The following is a 26,221-nucleotide window of genomic DNA, read 5'->3' on the forward strand; positions in this document are numbered from 1 at the left end:
TAGAGTCGAACTCATGCACTGGCTAATTTCATAAATTCCTTTTTTTGTCAACTCCTAATACTGAACCGACGCCCTAGATTGCGGTAAATTTGCTTTACCACTTCATACAAAAACGTACCCGTACCCGTTGCAGGGTCGAGAATTTGCACTTTCGGCTTTTGTGTTACTGGATCTTTGGCGTTATCAGCTAATCCTAATGGCAGATCCAAGCGGTCTTTGAGAATGGCATCAACCGATCGCACAATAAACGACACCACAGGTTCCGGTGTGTAATAAACCCCTCGACTCTTTCGCAGGGCTGCATTGTACGCCGCCAAAAACGTTTCATAAAAATGCACCACCGGGTCTTCTTGACGAGTGCGCTGCCCAAAGTTTTCAAGAATGCTGCCCATATCAACCTGAGACAGCAATTGCACCCCATCGTCGATCGCCCAATCGATCTGACTGACTGCATCCGTTTCGACGGACGATCGTATTAAACAATCGCTTCAAAAAAGGGTTTGTTGCCGGAATATACGTGCCCGCCGTGCGCCGAGTAAACGGTTCACCCCCTGGATTTTGAGCATGACCAACTCTTGCCACAAATAACCCATAAGAAATCGTCTGAGCATACATATCAGCAAAATCAGCATCATTCAAATCGGGCAACAACACCTCACTAAAGCCCTGTTTTAGTTGATGTAATTCACCGTCTTTCCTTTCTCCCTCCAGCGCAGTTGTTGTTGCTAACCGGATTGCCTTCGTCAACCTCGCCATCTGTCGCGCCCGGTCTTCAGGACTGCTGATAATCTCGCCTGTATAATTGATAAACTGATCTAGCAGAGCCGCAATCTTTTCTGTAGCCCTTACTTGCAGCTTATTCTCATTACGGTCTGCTAAAATTTCCTTCTGCCTGCGCTTCCCATTCACATACCAACGAAACTCTAAATAATTGGTCAATACTAGATTCGGAAACGCTTCTATATACCGCTGCAATTGCTCCGATTTTTCTATCTGATCCAGGTCTAGCCCAACGTCTTTGGCTGCTACATAACCCACCAATAGTTCCCGCCGCCTCACGGTAAGGTCTGGAATTCCTGCCTTATTGCCTTTTTCTTCAACTATGGCCTCAATGTCATTGTCTGAGTCATCCAGCAAATCTTTCAGCGCTGGATAATGGCTGCGCTCGCTACCTTTTTGCAGGTTATTTTGAATCGACTTGAGGTAAGCATCAAAAGATATAGACGGCATTGAATCAGTTTCCTGGTTTAGTTTGGAAATGTTTCCTGAATTCGTTTAATGCTATTATAGTAGATAGAATAGTCCTGGAGATAGGGGCCCAGAAACCGGGCTTTTTAGGAAAATACTTCGTGGCTACCGACAGATTAGATAAAAACCCGGTTTCTTTGTCGGAGTCAGTAAGCCCTATATGGATTTATTCTCTTTTTCGCTGACCGAAAGGTAAAAATCATGAAATGTCGCTGTTATTTCTTAATTTTTATCCTTATTGGATTATCCTTAACAAGCTGCGAACAGGCGAAGTCATTTCAAGAAATAGATCGAAAATTTAAAAATAGTAATGCGATTGAACAACACAATTTTAACTTGCAAGCGGGCGATCGAACGGTCGATCGAACTAACAACATCCCAGCAAGTCCGAAGAGTGGGAAGTTCGATAGAACTACCAACTCACCGGAAGAAAGTGCGATCGTGTTAGGAATCTTCGGGTTTTGTTTGATGTGTTATTTATTAGTTTGGAAGTTTCGCGGGAGGGAAGAAGCTAACAAGATGCTGAGAAAAATCCGAAGAAGAGTGAAGTGAGGATAGATACTTGCTAAACCTCATTTTTTCTTGGTGCGGTTGCGTTTTCTCGATTCAGCCGCCGTATTTTTTGCTTTTTTTTGTTTTTCTTTACTTGCTTTAGATCCATTGACAGCACTATCACTTATCGGTTGGCTGGAAAATCCCGATGTCTCGGAGTTTTTAGCTGCAAGTAGAGGAGCAATGCTAGCATTATATATCTCCTGAAATTGTGTTAGACCTTCCCCCGTACTTATATCAAACCCTGCTTGATGACCCAGCGTTACAAAAGATTTGGCAAATCCAAATTTAGAGGAATCTTCCATAATCTCCTTAAATTCCGGCTCGATATCGCGCAGGTATTTGATAATTGAAGTGGCATTTCGCAGTTTAAATTCTCGCTTCAAAAATTGCCAGAACGCCAATAATTCCGGGATAGCATTTTCACCTTCTTCCGACGAAAGCAAACTCACTTTCCTGGGAAACAACTCTTCGACTACAGTTGCCGCATCTTCCACTTTCATGCGAGGCAGCGTAAAACCTTCATAGCCGAAACCGTAATAAATGAACTGCGCGATCCAAAATCCCACGTCTGGATAAGTTTTACAGTATTCTTCTCCTTCGGGAGAATTGACAAATAGCTCGATTAGCGTTTCCTGATAATCTTCCAGGAGTGGTTCTGCTTCGTCATAATCTAGGTCATTGAGTTGGCGGATATTAAAAGGTTGATCGGACATAGTTGAAAATTTTTTAATTTAATTGACGTTAGCTCTAAGGTTAGTACAAGTTTTGCAGTTCTATTAATTCTTTAGGATTTCATTATATTTAAAAAATCTCCGATCGCAGGTATATGTGACTAGCACCGATCGCCCGTGACTATTTAAACCAAGCTAGCATTGTATAGGGCGATCGCCCTTCTCCACCGAACAGCGAAAGATGTGATATAATCTCAAGTAAAACTATAATTGTTTGAGCTTGGCAGTCCGCCACTTCAAATTATGAAGTCAACACAACAGTTTACAGCAATTATTGAACGAGAAGGCGACGGCTATATATCCCTTTGCCCAGAACTTGATATTGCCAGCCAAGGTGACAATATAGAAGAAGCGCGACAAAATCTGATCGAAGCGCTGGAACTATTTTTTGAAACAGCAGATCCTTCTGAAGTCAAGAATCGACTGCATAGTGAATTTTTTGTGACTCGTGTAGAGGTGAGTGTTGGGTAAACTGCGGGTTCTATCAGCGGCTCAAGTTTGTCAGATTTTAGAACAATATGACTTTGTTCAAGTGCGACAGCGTGGCAGTCATATTATCATGCCGCAACGACTACCCAATACAACTGTAACGGTTCCTGTACTAAATTATTCAGAAATCAAAATTGGCACTTTGCAGTCTATTATTCGGCAGTCAGGATTACCTCGATATCTTTTTGAAGTGAACGAGTAGCCTAGATTAGCATCTATACAACCCCAAAACAAAAACCCGGTTTCTCCAAGAAACCGGGTTTTTATTGAGTCCTAAAAAATCTTACAACTGCTTCACCTCAGAAACCAATTTGGCAACCACATCCTTAGCGCTACCAAACAACATCATCGTCTTATCCTTGTAGAACAACTCATTATCTACACCGGAAAAACCAGCACTCATCCCGCGCTTAATCACGATCGTATGCTTAGCCTTATCAACCTCCAAAATCGGCATCCCATAAATCGGGCTCGCCGTATCGTGACGCGCCGCCGGATTCACCACATCATTCGCACCAATCACCAACGCCACATCCGTTTCTTCAAACTGCGGATTGATGTCGTCCATATCGTACAACTGCGGATAAGGCACGTTTGCTTCGGCTAAGAGCACATTCATGTGCCCCGGCATCCGCCCAGCCACCGGGTGAATCGCGTATTTCACGTCAACACCCATTTTTTCCAAACCGTCGGCTAACTCGCGCACGGCGTGCTGTGCTTGCGCTACAGCCATTCCGTAACCGGGAATAATTACAACCGATCGCGCATAACCCAACATCATCGCACTTTCTTCGAGATTGATGCTGCGAACAGTTTTGTCAGTAGCACCAGCAGCCCCAACAGCAGCCGCAGCACTACCGCCACCGCTACCAAAGGCGCTAAACAGCACACTAGAAAGCGATCGATTCATCGCCTTGCACATGATTTGCGTCAAAATAATCCCCGACGCGCCCACCAACGCACCAGCGATAATCAGCATATTGTTCATCAAAATGAACCCAGCCACACTCGCCGCAATCCCCGAATAAGAATTAAGCAGCGACACCACCACCGGCATATCGCCACCGCCAATCGGTAGCACAAACATGATTCCCAGAATATTAGAAATCGCCACCAAAGCCAGGAATACCGGCACATCCTCCGGCTTCGTCAGCATATAACCGCTGCCGGCTAAAAGTGCGATCGCCAGCATGGCATTAAACGGCTGTTGCAGCGGAAACGTCATTGGCGCACCCGGTAGCAATTCTTGCAGCTTCGCAAAGGCCACAAGGCTACCAGTGAAAGTAATTCCGCCAATCAACACACCCAAAAGGATCGTGATTGTCGCGTCTGGAGTTGGCGATTCCGGGATGCTGAGATAGCGCCAGAATTCGCCCACAGCAACGAGTGCAGAAGCCGCGCCCCCAAAACCGTTAAGCAAACCCACCATCTGCGGCATATCCGTCATCGCCACCGTATTCGCCATAATTGTTCCCAAAATGGAACCGACGATAATTCCGACAGCAATCAATTCGTAGCTGATGACTTGCTTTTCCAGCAACGTACCGACGATCGCAATTAACATCCCGATCGCAGCTAACACATTCCCTTGACGGGCGGTTGCAGGGGAACCCAACTGTTTCAAACCGATAATAAACAAAGATGCGGCAACTAAATAACCTAGTTGAATGCCACTGGGCAGAAAATCGCTCACGCTTTAACCTCTTTTTTCTTGAACATTTGCAGCATTCGATCGGTTACTAAAAAACCGCCGACAACGTTAATTGTGGCCAGGGCGATCGCGATCGTCCCCAAAATCGAAGTAACAGTCACATTGCCTTGACCAGAAATCAGAATTGCACCTAAAACGGCAATTCCCGAAATCGCATTCGATCCCGACATCAAAGGTGTGTGCAGCGTCGGCGGGACTTTATTGATTACTTCAAATCCCACAAACGACGCTAGAGTAAACACCACTAAACCTGCAATCAATCCTTCTGCCATAACAATTGGTAATTGGTAATTGGAAATAACTCGTTCCCGGTTGCGTCCGCCAGGGAATGAATTCCCTGGCTAATAGCCCAAGTCCTCTTAAGAGGACTAATAGACCTCTCCAATAATTCTTGTGGAACAGGCCGGAAAGCCTGTTCAAAAAAGCCTTTTTTGGAGATATTTAATCAGTTCTTCAGTCCTCTTCAGAGGACTTTAGCTTTGAGGCAGGGGTTTCAACCCTTGCCGGACTGTGCCTCATAACGACAGAATCTAACTGACGGCTGATGCCTGAGCAGTCAAAGCATCCCGCACCCGCTGGTTGCTAATCTCACCGTCGCGGGCAACGCAAGCACCAGCAATGATATCGTCTTCAAAATTCAAATTGAGTTCCTTATCTTTCACCATCAACTGAACTAAAGCCGAGATATTCTTCGAGTAAGTTTCGCTAGCGTGGACAGGCATCGACGAGGGCACATTAATCGGGCCGATGACATTAACGCCGTTCCATTCAACATCTTTCCCCGCTTCCGTGCATTCGCAATTGCCGCCTTGTTCGCCCGCGAGGTCAACAATTACCGATCCGGGCTTCATTTGAGAAACCATTTCTCTAGTAACTAAAATAGGTGCTTTTCTGCCGGGAACTTGAGCGGTTGTAATCACTGCATCGGAAGCGCTGACGTGTTGGGTGAGCACTTGGCGGGTGTATTCTTTAGCCGCTTCTGATAGCTCTTTAGCATAGCCTCCGGCGGCGACGGTTTCTTCCTTGAGTTCGACATCAAGGAATTTAGCGCCCAAACTTTGCACTTGTTCTTTTGTTTCCGGGCGGATGTCGAAGGCTTCGACTACCGCACCCAAACGACGCGCCGTGGCGATCGCCTGTAAGCCAGCAACGCCCACACCCATTACCAATACTTTCGCGGGGCGAATTGTACCTGCGGCCGTTGTCAGCATCGGGAAATATTTCGGCAAAGCTGCGGCTGCGATCAGTACCGCTTTGTAACCGGCGACGTTAGCCTGAGATGACAGCGCATCCATACTTTGAGCGCGGCTGGTACGCGGGATCATTTCCATGCTGAATGCCGTTACTTGGCGATCGGCTAAACGCTGCACTAAAGCTGGATCTCCCAGAGGATTCAAAAATCCGATGAAAACGCCTCCTTCCCGGAGTTGATGAACTTCTGATTCTTGCAGGGCCCCGATTTTGACGACGACATCGGCTTCGCCCCACAGCCTAGCGGTATCGGCGACAACCTGAGCTCCCGCTTCTTCGTAAGCAAGATCCGAAAAAAAGGATTGTGCGCCGGCACCGGCCTCAACCCAAACTTCGACGCCCTGTTTAACTAATCGGGCTACAGCGTCGGGTACTAAAGCCACCCGGCGTTCCCCTGCTGCTATTTCTTTTGCGATCGCTAATTTCATGAACTCTCCTTATTTAAGCCTTCCTAGGACGGTTGAAACCGCGCCTGCACAGACAAAACCTGCCTCCGCAGGTTTCTTGAAGTGCGATTTTTAATCGCCCGATGCCTTGCTTTACATTGAAGCAGCCGTTCCCCTAAACTTCTCTCGTTGATACTAAAGCCGATCGCCCAAATTCCACCCGTATCTTTAACTTATCTTATACATTCAAATTCGCTAAATTGTTAAGTTAGCCACAGATTATGATATAATTTTATGTCGCCTAATTCTGTAGTTAGAATGTCAGTTATCAGTATTACGCAAAAAATACGCAAAAAATAATTGACGATCGAGCAATTTGTTCGGAGGTTCCCAGATTCAGCGTTTCGGAGACTTAGGATGGAGGCACAGAAAAGCGTCGGGTTCTAACCAGCCCCCAGATTCATTCTCAAAGCAGACGGGAGTAAATCTAAAATCTAAAATCTAAAATCTAAAATCGGCTCGCCCTCATCAAATTGCTGAGACATTCGATATATTGTAGGCACGATCGCAAATTTCGGGCGATCGATATTAAAGGTTCACCAAGAGTTTAATTAGAGGAGTTGTTATGCGACGATTATTTTCAGCACTAGCGGTTACAGGTTGCTTGGTGGCTGGATTACCCGCCATCAGTTTAGCCCAGTCCATGCCAGGATTCACGATTTTCGGCGGCCCCGAACGCGCCAACCAATTAAACTATCGCTTGGATTACGGTACAGCCGGGATGAGTGGCGATAGATATCGGCTGCGAATTCCTTCCAACAAAGTAAGTTTGGCGATCGCCCAACTCAACATATCCTATCCAGACTACTACAAAGGCGAATTTGACCAAAAAGACATTAAAGTGCGCGTCAAAAACAAAACAATAGAATTGCAAGAAGTAATCTGGGACAAAGAAAATCGTTTCATAGAAATTTATCCCAAAGAACCAATTGCCGCCGGCAACAATGTTGAGGTTGTACTCTCCAACGTCAGAAACCCATCTCCCGGCGGAATGTACCATTTCAACGTCCGCATCCGCACCCCCGGTGACGTTCCCTTGCTGCGTTACCTCGGTACTTGGCTGTTGAGCATTAATTGAGGGAAGGGTTCGGGGAAGGAATTTCTCGTTAGTCAAGCGATCGCGACAGAAAAATTTAAATGTGGCGATCGTTTTCCTACGGGCAAAAATTTAACTCTACTCAAATCTTGGTTTTCCTCACATCTTGCACCATTCTCAAGAACAGGCTTTCCGGCCTGTTCCACACAGAGTGAATTTTCTTGTGGAACAGGCCGAAAAGCCTGTTCATAAAAAGCTTATTGAGAATGGTGCAACATCTCAGTTTTCGGGAGTTGTGAAAATAGAACCTTCGGCTCATATCCCAATTCTCAATGATTCGTAATAATGAGTCTAGGGGCAGTCCCCCGATGGTTGCCCTTCGCTAATTAGGGGTAGGCTTAGGGGCGCTACCCTAAAAAATGTTTACCAATCAAATAGGATTGCTCTAGCCGTACTTGCAGCATGAATCTACTAGCAAAAATCAAAACAATAAAACTTCCTCCAGCGCTGCGATCGAGAAATTATCGCCTGTTTTTTGCAGGACAAGGCCTCTCACTGATTGGCAGTTGGATGACGCAAGTCGCTACTGTTTGGCTTGTCTACAATTTGAGCGATTCACCTTGGATGCTCGGCGTGGTGGGATTTACAAGTCAAATCCCCACATTAATTTTACTGCCTTTTGCAGGAGTTTTAATCGATCGCTGGAACCGCCACCGAGTCCTAATTGCCACTCAAATATTAGCAATGGTTCAATCCTTAGCGCTAGCATTTTTAGCGCTCACAGGAGTCGTTAACATTTGGCAGATCCTGGTACTGAGTTTCTTTCAAGGCGCAATTAATGCGTTTGACGCGCCGGCACGGCAAGCTTTTGTGCCGGAACTTGTAGAAAAGAAAGAAGATTTAGCAAATGCGATCGCCCTTAACGCTTCCATGTTCAACGGAGCCCGATTAATCGGCCCAGCAATTGCAGGTTTGCTAATAGCTACAGTCGGGGCAAGTTATTGCTTTCTCATTGACGGACTCAGCTACATCGCTGTAATTGCAGGCTTATTAGCGATGCAGATCAAACCCCGAAAAATTGCCGCAACTAATACCAAACCCTTACAAAGATTAAAAGAAGGATTCGTTTATGCCTTCGGTTTTCCGCCGATTCGAGCAATTTTACTGCTATTAGCATTAGTCAGTTTTGCCGGAATGTCGCACACAGTATTAGTCCCGATTTTTGCCACCAAAATACTGCAAGGCGACGCACAAACCCTCGGCTTTTTGATGGCATCTTCGGGAGTCGGAGCCTTTGCGGGGGCGATTTATTTGATTTCTCGCAAAAGTATAGTTGGCCTCGGCAAATTGATTGCGATGTCACCGGCCATTATGGGATTCGGACTGATAGGTTTTGGTTTGTCCCGCGTCTTATGGCTGTCATTAATCATGATGTTGTTTGTGGGGTTTGGTTTCATTATCCAATTTGCAGGAGGAAACACATTTTTGCAAACAATTGTGGAAGACGACAAACGCGGAAGAGTGATGAGCATATACACAATGGCATTTTTTGGAGTAACACCGTTTGGTAATTTAGTGGCCGGCGGATTAGCCAATTATATCGGCGCTCCCAATACAGTCATCATTGGAGGTATAATTTGTGTTTTAGGCTCCATAGTTTTTACCAAACAGTTGCCCGCTTTAAAACATTTAGTCAAACCAATTTATCAAAAAATGGGTTTAATTTCCTAAACAATTTGTAAACGGCTCTTTTTCTTTGTTCCCCTCTCTTTCTCTGCGCCCTCTGCGCCCTCTGCGGTTAAAACATCCAAATTAATTACGCAACCCGTCGCAGAAATTGTTTTTTAGTTTGTTCACCATTCTAGTTGGGCTTCTGCTTCTGCTTGGATTAAATTTTGCCGCAGTTGCATCCAATTTATTTGATGAGATGGCAAATCTTCGATGAGCTTTCCGCGCTGTAAATGCAGAATTCGCGTGCTAAATTGCTCGGCTAATTCTAATTGATGGTTTACCATTACAATTGTGGTTTGGCCGTTTGTTAGCTGTATCAATACTTGCAAAAGGTGGGCGGCTTTTCCTGCGTCTAGGGCGGATGTTGGTTCGTCTAAAAGCAAGATTTTTGGTTGCAGGATGATGCCGCGGGCGATCGCCACGAGCTGTTTTTGGCCTGTGGAAAGCTGCAATTCGGTGCGATTGAGCCATTCCTGGGGTATGTGCAGTTGTTCGATCGCCCCGCTAATTCTCTCAGCAATGTTTGATGCAGTCACCCCCCGCAGCTTCAAAGGATAAGCCAATGCTTCTCGCACCGACATTCCCAAAAGCTTGGATTCTTGCAGGATGAGGGTGATTTGTTTGCGGAGTTCGATCGCAGGTATTTGGCGATATTCTGTATTTTCCAGATAAATCGAGCCACTGGTGGGAGTGCTGAGCCGATTTAGCAACCGCAACAGCGTTGTTTTGCCGGCACCTGAAGGGCCAACAATTGCCACGCGAGCTCCCTTGTGTACCTGAAACGATATATTTTCCAACAAATGACTAGAGGCGATCGGTGTTTTCAAGCTTACACCGTCAATTCGCAGTTGAGGATTTGTTTCTGTATTATTTTCCGAATAATTAGGCATTTAATTAATTAAAAATATGGCTTTCGTGGAACGGGCATCTTGCCCGTTCTGGAACCAGGCAAGATGCCCACTCCCCAATCCAACTCACTCATTGTGGAACGGGCATCTTGCCCGTTCTGGAAGCAGGCAAGATGCCCGCCCCACAATCCAATTCACTCATTGTGGAACGGGCATCTTGCCCGTTCTGGAACCAGGCCAGATGCCCACTCCCCAATCCAACTCACTCATTGTGGAACGGGCATCTTGCCCGTTATTAAGGCAGGCAAGATGCCCGCCCCACAATCCAACTCACTCTTTGTGGAACGGGCATCTTGCCCGTTCTGGAAGCAGGCAAGATGCCCACTCCCCAATCCAACTCACTCATTGTGGAACGGGCATCTTGCCCGTTCTGGAAGCAGGCAAGATGCCCAACCCCCTACTCCCCACAATCCAACTCAAACTCAAACTTTTACAGCTTTTTCTAAAGGAAAACCCAGCTTTTCCCGCTGTTCCAAATAAAGCTGAGCAACTCGCCGCGCCAAATTGCGAATTTTGGTGATATACCGAGTTCTTTCCGTTACCGAAATCACACCTCTAGCATCGAGTAAATTGAAAGTGTGAGAACATTTTAACACATAATCAAGACTAGGCAAAACCAATCCTTTTTTTGTCAATTGTTCTGCTTCTTGCTCGTACAATCCAAATAGAGTAAACAGCAATTCGGGATTGGAAGCTTCAAAGTTATAAGTACACTGTTCTATTTCTCCTTGCAGGTGAACGTCGCCGTAAGTGATGCCATCTTTCCACTGAATTTTCGTCATCGCATCGACTTCTTGGAGATACATTGCTAGGCGTTCTAGTCCGTAGGTAATTTCAATGGATACGGGGCGACAGTCAATGCTACCGCACTGTTGAAAGTAGGTAAACTGGGTGATTTCCATACCGTCGAGCCAGACTTCCCAGCCGACGCCCCAAGCTCCGAGGGTGGGCGATTCCCAGTTGTCTTCTACGAAACGAATGTCGTGGTCTTCAGGGCTAATTCCTAATGCTCTGAGGGAGTCTAAATAGATGTCTTGGATGTTGGGAGGAGAGGGTTTAATTAAAACTTGATATTGATAGTAATGTTGGAAGCGGTTGGGATTTTCGCCGTAGCGTCCGTCGGTGGGGCGGCGACAGGGTTCGATGTAGGCGACTGACCAAGGTTCAGGGCCGATTGCTCTGAGAAAGGTGTGGGGATTCATGGTTCCTGCACCTTTTTCTGTGTCGTAGGATTGGGCGATCAGGCAGCCTCGATCGCTCCAGAATTTGTTTAAGGTGGCAATGACTGATTGAAAGTTCACTGGTTTAAATATGGCTAGTATGTGTCTAAGCTTATTTAAGCATACTCAAGGCACTGTTTATTGAATAGGACTTACGCGCCAGGGGCAAAAAACCAGGTTTCTACGTCAATATCTCTCGACTTGGCGATAGATAAAAGCTAGAAATCCCCGATCGCCTTTGCGAAAAAAGTCAACAGGGCAATCGGTTCCCAAAGCTCTATAACAATATCGCAATTTCAGCAGATTGATTTCCCCCATTACGAGGGCGAAGATGTAAAGTAATTTCCGTATCTAGTCGCTTGAGGAAAAGCAGTAGTTTGCCTTCGCTGAACCGTTGAAACTCTCCGTTGATTAAATGAGAGACTTCTGGTTGTGGAATGCCAAGAATTTGACTAACTTCGCGCTGTTTCAAGTTGCGTTGTTTCAGGATACGGATTACTTGAATCCCTATTTGGCCTCGCATAAAAAGTTCATCTGCATCCTTCAGACCGAGGTCAGCGAATACGTTGCCACTGCTTTCTTCAAAAATCGGTTCTTGTGTCATGGTTCTCTCTTGGCATGGTATAGTACCCATCTTCGATTCGCATCGACAACTCATGAAAACAGACACCATTTTCTACAGCCTGTTTCAGGAATTTCCCCGCTTCTTCTTTGAACTGATCGATCGTTCCCCAGACGAAGCCACCGCCTATGAATTCACCTCCCGCGAAATCAAACAACTCGCATTCCGCATCGACGGGTTATTTCTCCCCAAAACCGAAGAACCTGAAAAACCATTTTACTTGGCTGAAGTTCAGTTTCAACCCGATGCCGACTTGTACTACCGCATCTTTGGCGAACTCTTTCTCTATCTGCGACAATACAAACCCCTCAATCCTTGGCGCGTGGTTGTCATCTATCCCAATCGTCGCATCGAACACGAACAGATGCTGCAATTTCAGGAACTCTTAACCAGTCAGCGCGTCCAACGGATTTACCTTGATGAATTGCCAGAAGCCGCAGATCGATCGCTGGGAGTGAAAGTTGTTAAACTGGTAATCGAGCCAGCAGAGACAGCAGCAGAACAAGCACGCCAGTCGATCGCAATGGCCCGACAACAGTTGTCCGATCCAACCGTTCTACGCGATTTAATTAACCTCATCGAAACAATTATCGTCTACAAACTCCCCCAGAAAAGCCGCGAGGAAATTGCCGCCATGTTGAATTTAAGCGAACTCAGACAAACTCGATTTTACCAGGAAGTCAAGCAAGAAGGTTTAGAAGAAGGTTTAGAACAAGGACTCGAACAAGGACTCGAACAAGGTGAACGCCAAGCGAAGTTAGAAGCCATTCGTCGGATGATAGCGTTTGGAATGAATTTAGAGACGATCGCGCAATTATTAGATTTGTCTCTGGAATTTGTTCGGCAAACAATTAACAAAATCCAACGGGAATCGATGTCACTCCCCGAACAAAAGATCCATTCATTTATCGAACTATTAACTCAGCAGCGATCGCTCTTCGGGGCCGAACAATTAACCGAACTAGCCCAGCTAATTGAACCCTTATCCGATGAGATCGATGTCCTTTCAGAAGCGATTTCATCCTGGGCTGAAAATTACCCTTCAATTCAGGAAGCTCAAGCCCAACTGCTCGAACCACTACCGATCGCCAAGCCATCAGAAAAAGCAGCAGTCAGCCGAGAAAGTAGCGAATCTCAACTCCGCGATCGCCTCAACAAACAAGCTCTCAAAAATGCCATTTTATTGTAGCGCGATCTGCCATATTTCTACTGGCAAATAAACAGAGGCAGATATTGCTGTCTTGCGTCAGGTGTTGAATGGAAGCGATCGCCAAATTGCCACTAAAAAACAGAATAGTCAGAACCCCGACTTCTTGAATAAGTCGGGGTTCTGACAGTGAAAAAGTTGAGATTACTTTCTAGTTTAGTCTGCAGGAGCCAGGGAAACTAACAGAGTGATGTTGTCAACGCCGATGACATAAACCGTGTCTCCGGGTGTGAGGGTGATTTGGCGATCGCACCGTGCGGGCCACCAGCTACCTTGGAAGCGGACGCGACCTGTTTGATTCGGGTAAATCGATTCATCAACGACTGCTTCTTCGTTGAAGTAGTTAAAATTGGTGTTGATGTAGTTATCCATTAAGATATTCTTTTCTGGGCTGTAGGTGTGAAGAGAAAAAATAGAACCGAAAGCTTTTACTACGTTAAACATTTTGTTGACTCCTTTTGTGTTAAAATATATGGAAGTTTAATCGCCTATTGATGCTATTTGAAAGGTTGCATTTCCTGGTTGTTCAATCTCTGATTTAGTCTGCGGGAGCGAGGGAAACTAACAGAGTGATGTTGTCAACGCCGATGACATAAACCGTGTCTCCCGGTGTGAGGGTGATTTGGCGATCGCACCGTGCGGGCCACCAGCTACCTTGGAAGCGGACGCGACCTGTTTGATTCGGGTAAATCGATTCATCGACGACAGCTTCTTCGTTGAAGTAGTTAAAATTGGTGTTGACGTAATTTTTGATAAGCATATTGTTAGCTGTGCTGTATCCTTGGGTAGAGAAAATCGAGCCGAAAGCTTTTACTACGTTGAACATGATATTTACTCCTGTTGTGTTAAAATATATGGGGATGTGTAATTGTCGGTTTATGCTATTTGAGAGGCTGCATTTCCTCGGTTAAGATTGATTGATTGCCTTGATATTTCATTGTTCTTGCCTTCCGTGGTTTTATCAGGATAAAAGGCAAAGAATTTTTGAAATGTTGAGGGGATTTGCGAAGCGGTTGCGGGGAGTCTAAATCCCGTAATTCCGAGGTATTGAATTAAGGATTTAGTGGTTGAGCAGTTGGTGGGATTTACCTTAAGGGTAGATGTTGTTAGCTACATTAGAGATTGACTGATTCCGCATTACTGCTGCTGTGAAAATGTTTTATTTTTGGGTTGAATTTTTGGGTTGAATTTTTTGATTGGGTTGTGACTCACTTGCTTTACACTTACTAATTTGCCAGGAGTCCAATATCTTTGGGGCGATCGCCAGTCCACTTTCCGAGTCTGGTACTGGCACATGACACTGAGCAACCTGCAATCAACGATTTTTCAATGGTTTTGGCCTAAATATCAGGCGGCGGGCTGTGCCAATTTAGCTAACTGGACTACCGCAAACGGTGAATTATGAACTTACGCAGTCTCGATCGCCCAATCAGGAATATCCATAAATATCTAGTCCGTAACTTACGCACCAAACCCCTCAAAACCCGGTTTCTGACACCCTGTGCGCCATTAGGGGCCCGTAAGCGGATCTATGATATAAGCAAGTAAACTTGGGTACTCACCCGCCCTCCCCATGCGATATTGATTTGTACCTACCTATTTAGGCCTAGACAATAGGCGATCGAGACTGACGCAGATATCAGGAGGCGGTAGGAGTTTTTGAGCGATGCAGCTCGATCGCACCCTGTTATCCAATTATTGAACAGGTCGAACTTAAAATCCATTCATAAATTCAGAATTTTAAATTCATAAAAGTCATAATTATAGACAGCCTGCTTGATACTGCATAATTGTTACAGGAATTTTGAATAAAGTTTTAGCTAATTGAGACAAACCGAACTTGAATTTAAGCGACTGCGGCAATTCTTGTACGGAAACTTCTACGAAGCCAAAGCGAGTATAAAATGATGCGAGTCGCTTTCCCAAACATTCTAAATATAGCGGTTCTGTAGCTTGTTGAATTAAATATTTTGTGAGGTAGCTTCCCAAACCTCGATCGCGCCAATCTTTCGCCACCACCAAACTGCCCAATTCTTGCGCCCCCGCAAAGTTCCGCAACTGTCCGCAAGCTGCCAATTTTCCCTCGCATTCGATCACCCAGAATTGCTCCCAGCGCAACTGAGTTGGATCGAGTCTGGCGCTCCACACTAAGATTCTAATTGACCTCGTATCTTGAGCACAGGCTGGGCGAATGGCGCATCCAGACGGCAACGAAAAAAAACTTTCATTCATTATGATTCCATAAAATGAGCTTTAGTAAATTTATTTTTATTTTCAGAGTCGAGTTCCATAAGCTGTTGTGCATTTAATTTGTATGGTGAGGGCGGGCAGGATGCCCACCCCACAAGAGGAAAAATTTATTTTACTATGCAATTTAAATGCGGATTAGCTTATGGTGTATTTAAGTATAACTCCTGTCACTGGAAATTATAGCAGCTAGCCGCTTCAAAATGCGAAAGACTTCGTAAAGTTCGTTTCCTGGACTCCCAATATCGAAAAGTTTAGAAACGGCATACTGCGGTATGTCTCGTTTTGTCACTTTGATAAATCGAAAGCTGCTACCATTTGTCAAAAGCCCAAAGGTTACTTGTTGTGGGCTGGGGTCATTCAGCATATAAAATAGTAACTGAGGAAGTCCAGCTTCAACGGAATATTGTGCTCGCTTCGCTTCGATCGCAACAACCCAAAAAGATTCAATTAAAACCAGAACATCAATACTTCCTCTGACAAGTATACCTTCATCCACGGTGACAAGTTCCACCGATTTTTCTGCTTCTATATGAAAGGGATTCAGGTATAAATCTGCTAAAAAGAGCAATGGAGCTAGTACCACCATTTTCACGGTATCTTCTATCATGGAGTGGTCGGCACTGTTAGTATAGCCAGCCTTTACTTTGTCTAGATATCCCTTTTCTTCATCAGTAATTTCTGGTAAATCGTCAATCCACTCCCGGAAGAACTGCTCGTCTTCACAAAGTTGGAAGTTAAATTTTGTTTTGACATCGTGCAGGGTCAGTGTTTTTGCTTGAATGCTTTGTGTCATAGTTTTATGTAGCTATTTGCTGGTTGGTGTTGATTGTAGCATATCAACTGTCGATCGCCTCCCACAAAACCTCCGCGCCCAACCGTACCGGATCGGTACAAGGCAATCCCGTTTCTGCTTGAACTTCAGCTATTGCTAACAGCGCTTCTGCTTCATTTAAGTGATGAGTGTTGAGGGCGATCGCGCTCACTTTCGCCCCTGAAAAAGCACCCGCAGCAGCGGCTACCATTTCGTACAATTCAACCACTTTTGATAACCTGGGAATCGATACGTGCGGGTGATTGCGAATGCTAGTTTGTCCGGCTCGGTGCGCTAAAATTAAGTGAGTTGGCTGCGAACCCCGCAACAGCGGCAGAGTCGCCGTCGAACCGGGATGTAATAGCGAACCTTGCCCTTCTACGTGCAGAATATCGCATTCCGAACCCAATTTGATCGCCATTTGTTCGACAGCACCAGCGGCGAAATCAACTCGCACTGCATCCAAAGGAATGCCTTCATTTCCAATCATTAAACCCGTTTGTCCCGTTGCTAAAAATTTGGAACGCAAACCCCGCCGCAAGCAAGTGCGATTGAGTTCCAGACTGGTTGACATTTTGCCAACGCTCATATCTGTGCCGACAGTTAATACGCGGCGACAAGTTAATTGAGCAGCAGCAGCAGAGGCGATCGCACCCACAGATTTCGGTTCCTGACGCACGTCCCAAATCCATTGATTTTCGGTTAACGGAACTGTTATCAAAGGTGCAAGTTTCGCGTGCAAACCGTTGACAACTGACAAACCTGCTGCTACCGCTTGATTAATTTCTGGCAGCCATTCCGCAGGCAAAACACCGCCGGAAGTAGCGATACCAATTAGCAGAATATCCGGCGCAAATTCCAGTGCTTCTGCAACGGACGCAACTATCGGTACTTGTTGAGAAATTCCCGTTAATTCAGGTAAAGATTTTCCGGCACATTTGCGGTCTATTACTGCTACAATTTGTGCTTCGCTGTAGCGCAAAAATGCTAAACCAGTTTTGCCGGAAGTGCCAATAATTCCCTCGTGCAGCAGGATTGCAACTTTGCCATTTTTGATCGGATAGTTTTTAGTCATTGATTTACTTTTGATAGGGATTTTAGATTTTAGCTTCAATCTAAAATCTAAAATCTAAAATCGATTGGGTGTTAGCTGTGATTTGGGATTATTGGTTCAGGGTAAGATCATTCGGATCTTCTCCCAATTCTCGCAATCTGGCCTCTAGTCGCGAGGCTCGCTGGCGTTCCTGTTCCGCTTGCTGTTGAGCAGCTTCGGCTTGCTGTTGAGCAGCTTCGGCTTGCTGTTGAGCGGTTTCCGCTTGTTGTTGAGCGGCTTCCTCTGGCAACAAAACTAAATTGCCAGATTCATCGAAAAAACGCACCCAAGTCGCTGTTTCTCGATCGACAATTCCTTCCCAAGTGCCCAACCAAAAACCTAACGTTTCGCACCACAACCAACCCTGTTCGTTGGGCACTAACGGCTGATAGCGCAGGTTGGCATCTAAACGCCATCCTTGCAAAGAATTCGGCTCGAAAGGATCGAAAACAAAGTAATCAGGAGTTCTAAAAACCTGCTCGTAAATATCCTTTTTTTTGCCTATGTCCTGATTTGCCGTTGACGGCGACAGCAGTTCCACAATCACATCCGGGTAACGTCCGTTTTCTTCCCAAACTACCCAGCCTTGTCGGGAAGTATTGCTGTCAACACCCAACACAGCGAAAAAATCCGGGCCTCGGAAATCCTGATTCCGAATCTGTTTAGCGCTGTAATAAATAAACATATTCCCACCGACAAAAAAATCGTTCCGGTTAGCTAAACCTTGTTCTACGGAACGGATTAAAACGGTCATTGCTATACGGTGGCGGTTGCTTTCCATTTCTGCACCATCATCAAAAATTAAATCAGTCGGCGGCTTGTGTTCTTCAAAGAAAAGCTTGGCTTCTCTATCAATTCCCTGTCCAATTGATTCTACTGGTATCATACTATCTCCAGATTTATTTTTATCTGTCAACTGTCAACTGTCAACTGTCAACTGCCCACTGTCAACTGTCAACTGTTTAACGAGACTTCTATTCTACAATCTCAATTCGCCGCACTCCCAATCCCGATCGCCCGTTTGGCAGCAAACACCCATTTTCGACGATCGCACCGGTGAAAGGATCGTCTAATAAATTTAAGTGACTGTCCAAATCCAAATAGTCAGCTAGCGGTGAAAGTTGTGCGGCTGCTGTATTTGCGATCGCGCTATCTGAATAGCAGCCGAACATTACTTGCAAATTGCAGGCTTTTGCTGTGTGAATCATCCGCATTGCTTCCGTCAATCCCCCTGACTTCATCATTTTGATATTGATGCCGTGGACGCAGTGCGCTAACTTGGGTATATCGGAACTATTAAAGCAACTTTCATCAGCAAAAATTGGTAGGGGCGATTGACGGTACAGTTCTGAGAATACCTCCATATCTGCGACGGGTGAAAGCGGCTGTTCTACATAATTTATCTTGTATCTTTCCAGCCAGCAACACATCTCTGCTGCATCTTTTAAACTCCAACCGCCGTTAGCATCTACACTGATTTTAAGGTTAGCTGGTGCTTCGTCTAGCACTGCTATTAACATAGCTTTGTCGGCTTCGATTCCTGCGGGATTTCCTAATTTAACCTTAACGGCGCGGTATTTGATACTTGCTGGATCTTTACCAAACCAATCGCGCACTCTTTCTCTGGCACTCCTCGGCGAATTAATGCCGATTGTGACCGAGGTGGGGACGATGCGCGATCGATCTAATCCCCACATTTTCCACAGCGGCAAACCTGCTTTTTTGCCCAGCCAGTCGTGCATTGCCATGTCTATGCCAGCGCGGGCGGCTGAGGGTAACTTGACCTCTGTTAATACTTGTTCGATTTTTTGGCGATCGAAGGGAGTAAACTTTTCCAGCAGCGGTGCAACTTCCTGCAATGCGGCTAGCAGAATTTCGGTAGTTTGGGGCCGAGAACCTGTGGAAAACGGCGATGCTTCTCCCCAACCTTCGATGCCTTCGTGTGCTAATTTTACCCATAAATTCGTACTTTGGGCTGTTGTACCGCGGCTGATGGTAAGGGCAAACCGCTTGCGGACAGTGAAGGTTTCAATTTGAAGGTGCATTGTCAGTGATTGGTAATTTTTTCTAGATAAAAATCCGAGGTGGCGGATTGCGCCGCTCTTGCGATTTGTAACTTTTTACTTTATAGTTTGATTTTGCTTGTTCTAGTTTATCAAAAACTTGATGAAATCAATACTTCGGACAGTTTTTAAAGAGGGATGCGATGGCTTCGGCAAGCAACGCTTACGCAATAAATCACAGAATCGAAAAAAGTGAGTGCAATCTGAACCCAAAATGAACAGAAAAAAAGGCGCTCTTTTAGGTTAAGCTATAAAAACACACAAGCTCTTCAGATTGCATACATGAAGATTATTGAATCCATCTTACAACAAATGCCCGGAATTAGTCAACCCCAAAAGAAGTTTTTAATCACTTTATTCTCAACTATTTTGCTTGTTTATGGCAAGGTCAACTTCACCAATCTCAGTCGTTATAGTGGTTTGAGCGAAAAAACCTACCGTCGTCACTTTCTCAAAAGCTTTAATTTTCCACAATTTAATCAATATTTCCTCTAATCTGCCTTAAATCCTGAACACACAGTCATTGCCGCGATCGATTGTTCTTTTTTAAGAAAAAGCGGCCAAAAAACTGACGGCAAGGCTTATTTTTATAATGGTGTAGCTGGTAAATCGGAACAGGGGTTGGAAATTTCTGTAATTTCTATTGTGGAAATTGAAACTCGTTTATCTTATAGCTTAAGCGTACAACAAACTCCGTCACGCCCTCAAATAAATCCCGTGAAAAAACTGCCCAAAACCCCGAAGAATAACCGCTCAAAAAAATCTCGCAAAAACCCGGACTCTCAAAGCTCAAAGCCTGACATCACAAGAGTTGATGACTATGCACAACATTTGAAGAATACTCGTTATTTTTTCCCCACTTCTGTACGTCCAAATGGTGGCTGATGGCTATTACTATCGCTCTAAATTCTGGGAGGCTGTGCGGGAGTTAAATTTAGACTTTATTGGCAAGTTAAGAGTTGATACTAACCTACGCTATCTCTATACAGGTGAACAAAAGAAACTGGGATCTCCTCGAAAATATGATGGTAAATTTGACTCTAATGATTTGAGTCGTTTTAATTTTGTTAAAGAAATAAAACCCGGAGTTTCATTATATACCTTGGTGGTGTGGAGTTGTTGTTTAAATTGCCAAATTAGGTTGGCTTGTATCTCTGAGTTTCAAGCCAACGGAAAAATTAAAAATGCTTTATTATTTAGCACTGATATTCACTTACCGCCTGAGCAAATTGTTGAATATTATCAGGCTCGTTTTCAGATAGAATTTATTTTGCGTGATGCCAAGCAATTTACGGGATTGTCTGATTGTCAAGCTCGCCATTTACCACGGCTTAATTTTCACTTTAATGCCACTCTAATTGCCTTAAACTTAGCCAAACATGAACTTTATAGTTGTCATTAATCTGCCAACTTTTTTGTGTTTTCTATTGCCTTTTATAAACGTCTGGAATAAAATCGCGCATCTACTTTCTACCTTTATTGATAAGTGAGATTTAGACCCGGATTTGATTTTAAATCACCCTAACCTTCCTTCAGTCTTGTCTTATGGTACTTTGGCTGCTTAAAAACTGTCCGGAGTATTGATTAATGATGTTGAAGGGAAAGCTATTGAACCTCAATCCTCATTTTATTTATTTGGTTCCCAAAACCGAAATCTTTTAGAAGAATATGATGAACGCTGGAAAATTACAGAAATATTGCCTGTTAATTCAGTTGGAATTGTCACGGCAAGAGACAATCTTACAATAAAATGGTCACCCCAAGAAGTGGAGACTACTGTTAAGGATTTTGTCTCATTACCAGTAGAGGAAGCACGAATAAAATATGAACTTGGTGATGATTCAAGAGATTGGAAAGTTTCACTTGCTCAGGAATATCTGCGTAAAAATAGTTTTCAAATCTCTAATATAGTACCTATTGTTTATCGTCCCTTTGATACTAGATATACCTACTATACAGGGCAAACACGAGGCTTCATTTGTATGCCTCGATCTGAAGTAATGCGACATATTGTGATAGGAGAGAACTTAGCTCTTATAGCAACACGGAAAACCCAAGACGAGTGGAATGTGTTCACTACAGCAAATATTTGTGGACACAAAAGTTGTGCAGCTTACGATATCAATTCTGTTTTTCCACTTTATATTTATCCTGATACTGCTAATCAACCAGGTAATTTGTTTGTTGAAAAATTTCTTAATCTTTCTTCAAACTTCCTTGCAGCCATTAAAAAAAAGCTTGGCTACATTCCCACCGCAGAACCAATCTTTTACTACATCTACGCCATCTTCCATAGCCCCACCTATCGCCAACGCTACGCCGAGTTTCTCAAAATCGACTTTCCCCGTGTGCCTTTGACCAGCAACGACCAGCTATTCCAAGACTTGGGTGCAAAAGGTCAGGCATTGGTAGACCTGCACCTGATGAAATCGAAAAAGCTTAATAAGCTGATTACTAAAATGAGTGGCGATGGTGACAATGCCGTTACCGAAGTTACCTATAAACCCGCAGAACAACGAGTTTATATCAACAAAACCCGCTATTTTGAAGGCCTCGCCCCCGAAGTTTGGGAGTTTAAAATTGGGGGTTATCAGGTTTTAGACAAATGGCTCAAAGACCGTAAGAAAGCCAAACGCACTTTATCCTTTGATGATGTACTGCACTATCAAAAGGTGGTGGTTGCGCTCAAAGAAACCATGCAACTGATGGTAGAAATCGATCTACTGATTCCTGGTTTTCCCATAGAGTAAGATTCAGGACTTACTGACTCCGACAAAGAAACCGGGTTTTTACCTAATCTGTCGGTAGCAACGCGTCTTTTCGTAAAAAACCCGGTTTCTGGCCCCCACGTGTAAGTCCTATATAATGTAGATAATATATTCCGGCGATCGCACTTATGACTATACAAGAATTAGAAACTCAAGTCTTAACCTTAAATCTCGCTGATAAAGCTAAACTAATCAGCATCCTAACTCAAACTTTAACCAACGGTTCTCTAGGCATTAAAAAAACTCCTGGTGTGTGCGGCGGAGGCGATGCTTGTATCGGCAATACTCGCATACCAGTTTGGTCACTGGTGTGCGATCGACGTTTAGGTGCTTCTGATGGTATAATTATACAATCATTTCCCGATTTAACCGCTGCTGATTTGGTAAATGCCTGGGCTTATGCCGATGCTTACCCAGAGGAAATTGAACAGGCAATTAGAGAAAATGATTGAGAGAGCAAAAAATGACACTGAAAGAATTAGAAAAACAACTCCTTGCCTTAACTCCCGGTGAAAAAACTCAGGCAATACAGCTATTAGCTCAAAGTTTAAGCAATACTTGGCAAGGAATAGAAAAAACTCCGGGCGTGTGCGGCGGCGATGCGAGAATTGCCAAAACTCGCATACCTATTTGGTCGCTGGTAAATTATCGCATTCTGGGTGCAAATGATGTGCGGATTTTGCAAGACTTTCCTCATTTGAGTGCAGCAGATTTGGCGAATGCTTGGGCTTATGCTGAGGCACACCCAGAGGAAATTGAAGCTGCGATCGCTAGAAATGAGGAAGATTAACAAATGGTGCGTCTTTATGCAGATGAAAATTTTCCACTGGTAATCGTGGAATTACTGCGAACTTTTGGTCACGATGTTTTGACAGTGCAGGAAGCAGGAAATGGTGGACTGGGGATTCCTGATGAAGATGTGTTAGCTTTTGCTATTAGCCACAATCGAGCCGTTTTGACGCGCAATTGGGATGATTTTAGACACCTGCACCGTTTGCAACCTGACCATAACGGTATCATTATTTGCAAAGAAGATTTGAATACAGAGAGACAAGCTACCCTGATTAATGAAGCTATTTCTACAGTCGAAAATCTCACAGGTAAATTGATTCGAGTAATACGTCCCCAAAGCTGAAAAAAAGCCCCTCGCCCTTCCCGCCCCAAAAACCCTATAATTAAATCCCCAATTGCTCCCAATATTAGGTAAAATTATTGGCGTGTCTGAGGATAAACTATATGCGCTGGGTTCGATATATTGCGATCGCGATCGTCAATGGTTTCGGTGTCGTCATCGGTATTATTTGGGTTGCAGTCCCCACAACAGTGGCTCAACCTTCCCTAAACTACCAACTCGCACTCTCTGGGCGACAGCCAGACGGCGAAACTCCGCAATCCCTTTCCGAACTCTACAAATTGCGCGATCGCCTGAAAGTACAATTAGATAACCTTGCCAAAACTTCCGACAGCGCCCCGTTTCCTGGTGAACTTTGGAAATCAGCAATCAACCGCCAGCAATCCCAAACTCTGACGCAGCAACTCCAAAACGTTCAAAGTCAGATTCAAATAGAAGAAAGAGCCAAATATAATTGGGACGATGCTGCTAAATTAGCCGCCCAAGCAGTCTTAATTGGACGCACTTCTAATCCTTCTTCTGCTACCTGGGAAGAGTCCCAGCGGCTGTGGCAGTTGGCTATCAATACCCTGCGACTCATTCCTCACGATTCTTTTTTGGCCGATCGCGCGATCGACAAAACCATCGAATATCAAGGAAACCTCAGTGTCGCTACCTATGAAATGCAAGTCGCACGTTCTGTTGAGAAAATTAGAGCCGAGGAAGAAGAGATAAGAGAGCGAGCCCGCAAAGAGCAAGAGAAAAAAGAATTTGCTCGTCGAGAAATAGAGAGAAAAGAGCAAGAGAAAAAAGACCGGGCTCGTAAAGAACTTGAAAGGCAAGAGTTTGAAAAGCAAGAATTAGCCAGGAAAGAACTTGAAAGGCAAGAATTAGCCAGGAAAGAACTTGAAAGGCAAGAGTTAGAAAGGCAAGAATTAGCCAGGAAAGAACTTGAAAGGCAAGAATTAGAAAGGCAAGAGTTAGCCCGTAAAGAACTTGAAAGGCAAGAATTAGCCAGACAAGAATTAGCTAGACAAGAACTTGAAAGGCAAGAATTAGCTAGACAAGAGTTAGCTAGACAAGAACTTGAAAGGCAAGAATTAGCCAGACAAGAATTAGCCAGACAAGAACTTGAAAGACAAGAGTTAGAGAGAAATCAGCAAGCAACTCCTCAACCAACTCCTGAATCAACTGCAACACCAACTCCCGCCCCAGTTACGCCTGCTGCGTCCCCGTCGAACTTTTTCTTTGCGGGAGATACTAACAGAGATGGCCAAATTAACCAGCAAGACGAAGCGGGAAAAGAACAATGGTCTTTGTCCACGGGCGCGCTAATTTCATTTAACGATCGCAATAACGATCGCGGCAAGATACCGACTTGGAAACAAACCAAAGTTATGGTTCCCCGCCGTGCAGCAATGCTTTCTCAAGTTAACTTAACAATGTCTGAAAGCTTCAAAACCTCTCAGTTATTTATCACGGCTGACAGCATTGCTAGCCCTCACATCAGCGTTTTTCAGAAGACGGGCGACGGCTGGCAACCTGTAGATATATCCGGTGCTAAACCTCTAGTTTTCAGCACGAATATTGTTTTAGGTGTAGAAGCAAAACAATTTGCAGATCGCAACTGGAACGGCACTGTAAATCTCAAAGCAACTGCCCAAAACAACGGTCAAGAAATCGCCTCCACAACCATCCAAATGGGCGTTAGTCCTTGGATGATAGCGCCCAATACAGCACCAGTAACCGAAGTTCAGGTCAGCGACAGAGGCGCGGTAAACAGCGAATTTATCTCGCAACTAAAACAAGCAGTAGAACCCACGGGCGCCAAAGTAAAAATTCTCCAGGGCGATCGCACTTGGATGCAAGATACCCAGAAAAACGGATACGTTCAACTCCCCGAAAAATCGGAAATCCGCCAGTTTAATGTAGCCCTAAAAAGCAATAGCGAGCCCGAGAAAAACCCGCCTGTTAAATCAACTCAAAACCCGGATTTGAAAGTAGTAAAAATTGGCAATCCTCGTTCTTTAGACCCTGTAAGTCAGTGGTCTGACGGATACGGCAATTTGCAGGTGACACCGCCGATTCCCGGACACCCAATGGGTCGAGTTTATTACGGGAATTCGGGAAATGCTAGTTTTAATCCAGAGGTACTTGATTTTATTCAAGCTCAGAGAATTCAAGGGCCGCCAGTGGATATTGATACTTCTTGGCTTTTGACTCGCCAAGTCGATGAAATTATCAATTTTATTCCCACTCAAACTCCCGGACAATATGTAATGGCGATCGCCAGTCCCGAAGCCGGAGTTAAGCTGTTGGAAGAATTGGAGGGAAGAGGTTACGGCGATGTGACGCTCAATCGCGGTTTGAGCACTGAAACAACTGTCAGCGCCGCCTTGAAAAACCGTGCTTTAATTCAACACAATCTCTATTTGCAAAATCAGAAACTTAATCCGATTATAGAGAAGTTGAAAAGAGAGTTTTTACTCGGAGACGATCAAATTATTCAAGTTCCGGTGATGTTTGGCTACAGCGGTTATGCTTGGTGGCCAAATATGGTCAATTCGGTGCCAGTTAACGGCAAGTTGTTAGTTTCAAATCCGCGCGGGCCAATGATTGACGGTGTAGATTACACTCAAGAAAGATTGCGCCAACTGCTGCTTCCTGCTGGCGTTAGCGTTAGTTTTTTGGATGATAGGTATTATCAAGAATTAAAAGGAAACGTGCAGTCGGCGACGAATACTGTGAGGAAGCCTGAAGAGCGGCCTTTTTGGCAATCTTTGCCTAATAATTACTAATTGGGAATCGGGCATGGGGAATCGGGAATCGGGAATCGTGAATCAGGAATTTGTAGGGGCGGGTTCACCAACAATACTCGCCTGTAACGAACAATCTCGTAAACCCGCCCCCACCCAACAGTAAATCTCAATATACCTCCTAAACCCGCCTCCCTAGTACCATTTTTATGAA

The 26,221-nt window shown here is 44.6% G+C and carries 30 protein-coding genes; 14 read left to right on the plus strand and 16 right to left on the minus strand.

The genetic code is table 11. The annotated features are described in order from the left end of the window. Positions 1-47: 47 nt before the first annotated feature. Both QT992_RS02595 and QT992_RS02600 read right to left on the minus strand, forming a co-directional pair. Entirely contained in the window at positions 48-392 is a 345-nt protein-coding gene (locus tag QT992_RS02595; RefSeq protein WP_333340504.1) for an N-6 DNA methylase, read from the minus strand. 1 nt (position 393) lies between these two features. Next, positions 394-1,230 carry a hypothetical protein gene (locus QT992_RS02600; protein WP_333340501.1) on the minus strand — a complete coding sequence of 279 codons (837 nt, stop codon included), beginning with the start codon at positions 1,228-1,230 and terminating at the stop codon, positions 394-396. A 328-nt stretch (positions 1,231-1,558) separates the two neighbouring features. Here QT992_RS02600 and QT992_RS02605 point away from each other — a divergent pair, with 328 nt between their 5' ends. Continuing rightward, positions 1,559-1,696 (plus strand): hypothetical protein, encoded by a 138-nt coding sequence (locus QT992_RS02605; protein ID WP_333340499.1) that lies wholly within the window; start codon positions 1,559-1,561, stop codon positions 1,694-1,696. A gap of 124 nt (positions 1,697-1,820) precedes the next feature. On the opposite strand, the gene QT992_RS02610 is transcribed toward QT992_RS02605, so the two are convergent. Continuing rightward, positions 1,821-2,516 carry a hypothetical protein gene (locus QT992_RS02610; protein ID WP_333317249.1) on the minus strand — a complete coding sequence of 232 codons (696 nt, stop codon included), beginning with the start codon at positions 2,514-2,516 and terminating at the stop codon, positions 1,821-1,823. 261 nt (positions 2,517-2,777) lie between these two features. On the opposite strand from QT992_RS02610, the gene QT992_RS02615 reads away from it, so the two are divergent. Both QT992_RS02615 and QT992_RS02620 read left to right on the plus strand, forming a co-directional pair. Beyond that, on the plus strand, positions 2,778-3,005 hold the full coding sequence (locus QT992_RS02615; RefSeq protein ID WP_293192939.1) for a type II toxin-antitoxin system HicB family antitoxin: 228 nt from the start codon (positions 2,778-2,780) through the stop codon (positions 3,003-3,005). Next, a complete protein-coding gene (locus QT992_RS02620; protein WP_333317251.1) occupies positions 2,995-3,225 on the plus strand; it encodes a type II toxin-antitoxin system HicA family toxin in 231 nt (76 codons plus the stop codon). The genes QT992_RS02615 and QT992_RS02620 overlap by 11 nt, the downstream gene beginning before the upstream one ends. Before the next feature lie 81 nt (positions 3,226-3,306). Here QT992_RS02620 and QT992_RS02625 read toward each other — a convergent pair whose 3' ends face one another. From QT992_RS02625 to QT992_RS02635, 3 genes are all read right to left on the minus strand, one after another. Continuing rightward, positions 3,307-4,716 carry an NAD(P)(+) transhydrogenase (Re/Si-specific) subunit beta gene (locus QT992_RS02625; RefSeq protein ID WP_333317253.1) on the minus strand — a complete coding sequence of 470 codons (1,410 nt, stop codon included), beginning with the start codon at positions 4,714-4,716 and terminating at the stop codon, positions 3,307-3,309. Continuing rightward, entirely contained in the window at positions 4,713-5,006 is a 294-nt protein-coding gene (locus QT992_RS02630; protein ID WP_006633295.1) for an NAD(P) transhydrogenase subunit alpha, read from the minus strand. The genes QT992_RS02625 and QT992_RS02630 overlap by 4 nt, the downstream gene beginning before the upstream one ends. Before the next feature lie 258 nt (positions 5,007-5,264). Then, a complete protein-coding gene (locus tag QT992_RS02635; protein WP_333317255.1) occupies positions 5,265-6,413 on the minus strand; it encodes a Re/Si-specific NAD(P)(+) transhydrogenase subunit alpha in 1,149 nt (382 codons plus the stop codon). Between the two features lie 583 nt (positions 6,414-6,996). Between QT992_RS02635 and QT992_RS02640 the strand changes: the two genes are divergently transcribed. Continuing rightward, the gene (locus tag QT992_RS02640) at positions 6,997-7,509 is read left to right on the plus strand and encodes a DUF2808 domain-containing protein (RefSeq protein WP_333317257.1); all 513 of its coding nucleotides are present in this window, start codon (positions 6,997-6,999) and stop codon (positions 7,507-7,509) included. 420 nt (positions 7,510-7,929) lie between these two features. After that, positions 7,930-9,198 (plus strand): MFS transporter, encoded by a 1,269-nt coding sequence (locus QT992_RS02645; protein WP_333317260.1) that lies wholly within the window; start codon positions 7,930-7,932, stop codon positions 9,196-9,198. Between the two features lie 122 nt (positions 9,199-9,320). Here the strand turns inward: QT992_RS02645 and QT992_RS02650 are convergent, their stop codons facing one another. After that, complete coding sequence (locus tag QT992_RS02650) at positions 9,321-10,088, minus strand: ATP-binding cassette domain-containing protein (protein WP_333317262.1); 768 nt, start codon at positions 10,086-10,088, stop codon at positions 9,321-9,323. A gap of 63 nt (positions 10,089-10,151) precedes the next feature. Here QT992_RS02650 and QT992_RS02655 point away from each other — a divergent pair, with 63 nt between their 5' ends. Then, entirely contained in the window at positions 10,152-10,586 is a 435-nt protein-coding gene (locus tag QT992_RS02655) for a hypothetical protein (RefSeq protein ID WP_333376468.1), read from the plus strand. Here QT992_RS02655 and glyQ read toward each other — a convergent pair. Next, a complete protein-coding gene (gene glyQ, locus QT992_RS02660) occupies positions 10,529-11,407 on the minus strand; it encodes a glycine--tRNA ligase subunit alpha (protein ID WP_190660228.1) in 879 nt (292 codons plus the stop codon). The two genes, QT992_RS02655 and glyQ, sit on opposite strands and share 58 nt — an antisense overlap. 196 nt (positions 11,408-11,603) lie before the next feature. Then, entirely contained in the window at positions 11,604-11,930 is a 327-nt protein-coding gene (locus tag QT992_RS02665; protein WP_333317264.1) for an XRE family transcriptional regulator, read from the minus strand. A 52-nt stretch (positions 11,931-11,982) separates the two neighbouring features. Here QT992_RS02665 and QT992_RS02670 point away from each other — a divergent pair, with 52 nt between their 5' ends. Beyond that, positions 11,983-13,137 carry an Rpn family recombination-promoting nuclease/putative transposase gene (locus QT992_RS02670; RefSeq protein ID WP_333376470.1) on the plus strand — a complete coding sequence of 385 codons (1,155 nt, stop codon included), beginning with the start codon at positions 11,983-11,985 and terminating at the stop codon, positions 13,135-13,137. A gap of 174 nt (positions 13,138-13,311) precedes the next feature. Here the strand turns inward: QT992_RS02670 and QT992_RS02675 are convergent, their stop codons facing one another. The 7 genes from QT992_RS02675 to QT992_RS02705 all read right to left on the minus strand — a co-directional run bounded on the left by QT992_RS02675 (position 13,312) and on the right by QT992_RS02705 (position 19,354). Beyond that, positions 13,312-13,599 carry an NfeD family protein gene (locus QT992_RS02675; protein WP_333204206.1) on the minus strand — a complete coding sequence of 96 codons (288 nt, stop codon included), beginning with the start codon at positions 13,597-13,599 and terminating at the stop codon, positions 13,312-13,314. 94 nt (positions 13,600-13,693) lie between these two features. Further along, complete coding sequence (locus QT992_RS02680; RefSeq protein ID WP_333101688.1) at positions 13,694-13,981, minus strand: NfeD family protein; 288 nt, start codon at positions 13,979-13,981, stop codon at positions 13,694-13,696. Positions 13,982-14,916: 935 nt separating this feature from the next. Beyond that, the gene (locus QT992_RS02685; protein ID WP_333340487.1) at positions 14,917-15,387 is read right to left on the minus strand and encodes a GNAT family N-acetyltransferase; all 471 of its coding nucleotides are present in this window, start codon (positions 15,385-15,387) and stop codon (positions 14,917-14,919) included. A 169-nt stretch (positions 15,388-15,556) separates the two neighbouring features. Then, positions 15,557-16,198 (minus strand): type I restriction endonuclease, encoded by a 642-nt coding sequence (locus QT992_RS02690; protein ID WP_333340485.1) that lies wholly within the window; start codon positions 16,196-16,198, stop codon positions 15,557-15,559. Positions 16,199-16,241: 43 nt separating this feature from the next. Continuing rightward, positions 16,242-17,291 carry a DUF1611 domain-containing protein gene (locus QT992_RS02695; RefSeq protein ID WP_333340482.1) on the minus strand — a complete coding sequence of 350 codons (1,050 nt, stop codon included), beginning with the start codon at positions 17,289-17,291 and terminating at the stop codon, positions 16,242-16,244. Positions 17,292-17,379: 88 nt separating this feature from the next. Further along, a complete protein-coding gene (locus tag QT992_RS02700) occupies positions 17,380-18,195 on the minus strand; it encodes a Uma2 family endonuclease (protein WP_333317276.1) in 816 nt (271 codons plus the stop codon). 88 nt (positions 18,196-18,283) lie between these two features. Then, the gene (locus tag QT992_RS02705) at positions 18,284-19,354 is read right to left on the minus strand and encodes a dipeptide epimerase (RefSeq protein WP_333340477.1); all 1,071 of its coding nucleotides are present in this window, start codon (positions 19,352-19,354) and stop codon (positions 18,284-18,286) included. Between the two features lie 639 nt (positions 19,355-19,993). On the opposite strand from QT992_RS02705, the gene QT992_RS02710 reads away from it, so the two are divergent. The 7 genes from QT992_RS02710 (at position 19,994) to QT992_RS02740 (ending at position 26,049) form a co-directional block, all read left to right on the plus strand. Beyond that, a complete protein-coding gene (locus QT992_RS02710) occupies positions 19,994-20,257 on the plus strand; it encodes a hypothetical protein (RefSeq protein WP_333340474.1) in 264 nt (87 codons plus the stop codon). Beyond that, complete coding sequence (locus QT992_RS02715) at positions 20,247-20,774, plus strand: transposase (protein WP_333376473.1); 528 nt, start codon at positions 20,247-20,249, stop codon at positions 20,772-20,774. Before QT992_RS02710 ends, QT992_RS02715 begins: the two co-directional genes overlap by 11 nt. Before the next feature lie 178 nt (positions 20,775-20,952). Next, the gene (locus QT992_RS02720; protein ID WP_333376475.1) at positions 20,953-22,122 is read left to right on the plus strand and encodes a type ISP restriction/modification enzyme; all 1,170 of its coding nucleotides are present in this window, start codon (positions 20,953-20,955) and stop codon (positions 22,120-22,122) included. Between the two features lie 146 nt (positions 22,123-22,268). After that, entirely contained in the window at positions 22,269-22,592 is a 324-nt protein-coding gene (locus QT992_RS02725; protein ID WP_333376477.1) for a DUF433 domain-containing protein, read from the plus strand. An 11-nt stretch (positions 22,593-22,603) separates the two neighbouring features. Then, positions 22,604-22,930, plus strand: a complete 327-nt coding sequence (locus tag QT992_RS02730) for a DUF433 domain-containing protein (RefSeq protein ID WP_333317290.1) — start codon at positions 22,604-22,606, stop codon at positions 22,928-22,930. A 3-nt stretch (positions 22,931-22,933) separates the two neighbouring features. After that, the gene (locus QT992_RS02735; protein ID WP_333376479.1) at positions 22,934-23,275 is read left to right on the plus strand and encodes a DUF5615 family PIN-like protein; all 342 of its coding nucleotides are present in this window, start codon (positions 22,934-22,936) and stop codon (positions 23,273-23,275) included. Positions 23,276-23,376: 101 nt separating this feature from the next. Continuing rightward, positions 23,377-26,049, plus strand: a complete 2,673-nt coding sequence (locus tag QT992_RS02740; protein ID WP_333376481.1) for a protein-arginine deiminase family protein — start codon at positions 23,377-23,379, stop codon at positions 26,047-26,049. The last annotated feature ends 172 nt before the right edge of the window (positions 26,050-26,221 follow it).

The organism is Microcoleus sp. T3_D1, assembly GCF_036700405.1.
Lineage (GTDB): Bacteria > Cyanobacteriota > Cyanobacteriia > Cyanobacteriales > Microcoleaceae > Microcoleus.

Excerpts from the sequence above, each read along its gene's own strand:
- QT992_RS02595 (WP_333340504.1), bottom strand. The coding sequence starts at position 392 with ATGGGCAGCATTCTTGAAAACTTTGGGCAGCGCACTCGTCAAGAAGAC.
- QT992_RS02600 (WP_333340501.1), bottom strand. The coding sequence starts at position 1,230 with ATGCCGTCTATATCTTTTGATGCTTACCTCAAGTCGATTCAAAATAAC.
- QT992_RS02605 (WP_333340499.1), top strand. The coding sequence starts at position 1,559 with ATGCGATTGAACAACACAATTTTAACTTGCAAGCGGGCGATCGAACGG.
- QT992_RS02610 (WP_333317249.1), bottom strand. The coding sequence starts at position 2,516 with ATGTCCGATCAACCTTTTAATATCCGCCAACTCAATGACCTAGATTAT.
- QT992_RS02615 (WP_293192939.1), top strand. The coding sequence starts at position 2,778 with ATGAAGTCAACACAACAGTTTACAGCAATTATTGAACGAGAAGGCGAC.
- QT992_RS02630 (WP_006633295.1), bottom strand. The coding sequence starts at position 5,006 with ATGGCAGAAGGATTGATTGCAGGTTTAGTGGTGTTTACTCTAGCGTCG.
- QT992_RS02635 (WP_333317255.1), bottom strand. The coding sequence starts at position 6,413 with ATGAAATTAGCGATCGCAAAAGAAATAGCAGCAGGGGAACGCCGGGTG.
- QT992_RS02640 (WP_333317257.1), top strand. The coding sequence starts at position 6,997 with ATGCGACGATTATTTTCAGCACTAGCGGTTACAGGTTGCTTGGTGGCT.
- QT992_RS02645 (WP_333317260.1), top strand. The coding sequence starts at position 7,930 with ATGAATCTACTAGCAAAAATCAAAACAATAAAACTTCCTCCAGCGCTG.
- QT992_RS02650 (WP_333317262.1), bottom strand. The coding sequence starts at position 10,088 with ATGCCTAATTATTCGGAAAATAATACAGAAACAAATCCTCAACTGCGA.
- QT992_RS02655 (WP_333376468.1), top strand. The coding sequence starts at position 10,152 with ATGCCCACTCCCCAATCCAACTCACTCATTGTGGAACGGGCATCTTGC.
- QT992_RS02665 (WP_333317264.1), bottom strand. The coding sequence starts at position 11,930 with ATGACACAAGAACCGATTTTTGAAGAAAGCAGTGGCAACGTATTCGCT.
- QT992_RS02670 (WP_333376470.1), top strand. The coding sequence starts at position 11,983 with ATGAAAACAGACACCATTTTCTACAGCCTGTTTCAGGAATTTCCCCGC.
- QT992_RS02675 (WP_333204206.1), bottom strand. The coding sequence starts at position 13,599 with ATGTTTAACGTAGTAAAAGCTTTCGGTTCTATTTTTTCTCTTCACACC.
- QT992_RS02680 (WP_333101688.1), bottom strand. The coding sequence starts at position 13,981 with ATGTTCAACGTAGTAAAAGCTTTCGGCTCGATTTTCTCTACCCAAGGA.
- QT992_RS02685 (WP_333340487.1), bottom strand. The coding sequence starts at position 15,387 with ATGAATGAAAGTTTTTTTTCGTTGCCGTCTGGATGCGCCATTCGCCCA.
- QT992_RS02690 (WP_333340485.1), bottom strand. The coding sequence starts at position 16,198 with ATGACACAAAGCATTCAAGCAAAAACACTGACCCTGCACGATGTCAAA.
- QT992_RS02695 (WP_333340482.1), bottom strand. The coding sequence starts at position 17,291 with ATGACTAAAAACTATCCGATCAAAAATGGCAAAGTTGCAATCCTGCTG.
- QT992_RS02700 (WP_333317276.1), bottom strand. The coding sequence starts at position 18,195 with ATGATACCAGTAGAATCAATTGGACAGGGAATTGATAGAGAAGCCAAG.
- QT992_RS02705 (WP_333340477.1), bottom strand. The coding sequence starts at position 19,354 with ATGCACCTTCAAATTGAAACCTTCACTGTCCGCAAGCGGTTTGCCCTT.
- QT992_RS02715 (WP_333376473.1), top strand. The coding sequence starts at position 20,247 with ATGGTGGCTGATGGCTATTACTATCGCTCTAAATTCTGGGAGGCTGTG.
- QT992_RS02725 (WP_333376477.1), top strand. The coding sequence starts at position 22,269 with ATGACTATACAAGAATTAGAAACTCAAGTCTTAACCTTAAATCTCGCT.
- QT992_RS02730 (WP_333317290.1), top strand. The coding sequence starts at position 22,604 with ATGACACTGAAAGAATTAGAAAAACAACTCCTTGCCTTAACTCCCGGT.
- QT992_RS02735 (WP_333376479.1), top strand. The coding sequence starts at position 22,934 with ATGGTGCGTCTTTATGCAGATGAAAATTTTCCACTGGTAATCGTGGAA.
- QT992_RS02740 (WP_333376481.1), top strand. The coding sequence starts at position 23,377 with ATGCGCTGGGTTCGATATATTGCGATCGCGATCGTCAATGGTTTCGGT.